General features: G+C 61.3%; 1 protein-coding gene. It reads left to right on the top strand.

Going from position 1 to position 1,495, the window contains the following annotated elements:
* The first annotated feature begins 78 nt into the window (after positions 1 to 78).
* On the top strand, positions 79 to 1,452 hold the full coding sequence (locus IB264_RS34135) for an ISNCY family transposase (protein ID WP_192435364.1): 1,374 nt from the start codon (positions 79 to 81) through the stop codon (positions 1,450 to 1,452).
* Positions 1,453 to 1,495: the final 43 nt, after the last annotated feature.

The following is a 1,495-nucleotide window of genomic DNA, read 5'->3' as shown; positions in this document are numbered from 1 at the left end:
CCGCAAAGTTGAAGTGTCCTGATCCTGCAAAGTAAGAATGTCACTCTCCCCGGGTTTTGATGACCTGGGAGATTGCGGATGGGATTGATTGCGATGAGCGAGCGTGACCTGCAGCGGATTGAGGTCTTGTCGAAAGTGATTGCCGGGCGGATGACGCTGGTGTCGGCGGCCCATGTGCTTGGCTTGAGTACCCGCCAGGTGCGTCGTCTGTTGGACCGGATCGGCGCTGGCGGTGCGGCGTCGATCCGGCACCAGGCGATCGGCCGGCCATCGAACAACCGGATCTGCGACGGCGTACGCGATTACGCCATGGCGATCGTGCGCGAGCGCTATGCGGACTTTGGTCCGACGCTGGCGGCCGAGAAGCTTGCGGAGCGTGATGGTCTGACGGTGTCGCGCGAGACCTTGCGCCAATGGATGTCGGCGGCCGGCCTGTGGCTGTCGCGCCAGCAGCGACGGACGTTCCATCAGCCGCGGCTGCGGCGCGAGGCCTACGGCGAGCTGGTTCAGATCGACGGTTCCGAGCATCGCTGGTTCGAAGATCGCGGTGATCCATGTTCATTACTGGTGTTCATCGATGATGCGACCGGCAAGCTGATGCAGTTGCGGTTTGTACGATCGGAAAGTGCGTTCAGCTATTTCGAGGCGCTGGAACTCTATCTGAAGGCGCATGGTGCTCCAGTCGCCTTCTATTCCGACAAGCATTCGGTGTTCCGGGTTGCGAAGAAGGATGCCAAGGGCGGCCAGGGCATGACCCAGTTCGGGCGTGCACTTTGCGAGTTAAACATCGAGATTCTTTGCGCAAACTCGAGCCAGGCCAAGGGCCGCGTCGAGCGGATGAACCGGACGCTACAGGACCGGTTGATTAAGGATCTGCGCCTGGAGGGCGTCTGCGGCATGGACGACGGCAACGCTTTCCTGCCTCGGTTCATGGAGCGCTATAACCGCCAGTTTGCCATTACCCCTGCCAGATCTGATGATCTGCATCGGCCGCTGAACCTTGCCCCGGATCGGCTGCGCGACGTGCTATGCAAACGTGAGCAGCGTTATGTCGGTGCCCAGTTGACGTTTTCGTTCGAGCGCCAGCGGATCATGCTGGAAGAGAACGAGGTGACGCGCGGGCTGGTCGGTCGCTATGTCGAGACCTACGCGCTTGCCGACGGCAGGCTGGATGTGCGTTGGAAGGGGCATTCCCTACCCTACCGGGTGTTCGACAAGGACCAGCGGGTGACGCATGCGGCGATCACCGAGAACAAGCGGCTCGGTGAACTCCTGACCTACATCAAGGAACGTCAGGAGCAGCAGACGAAGCCCGCCGTGAAGACGAACAGCGAGAAGAACGGCTACGTTCGACGCGCGCGCGGCCCGGGACGTCGGAAGGATTTCATGAACGATCCTGCGGTCATTGCCCGGCGGCGACAGGCGCTCTCTGACCTCGATGCGGCGGAATGACCGGCTGCTTCAACTGTCCAAGCTAAAGCCGAAGGGGAGCGTC

Source organism: Ensifer sp. ENS11, from assembly GCF_014851895.1.
In the GTDB taxonomy this organism is placed as follows: domain Bacteria; phylum Pseudomonadota; class Alphaproteobacteria; order Rhizobiales; family Rhizobiaceae; genus Ensifer; species Ensifer canadensis.
Note: the sequence above shows the minus strand (reverse complement) of the source record. Positions and strands in the feature narration are given on the sequence as shown.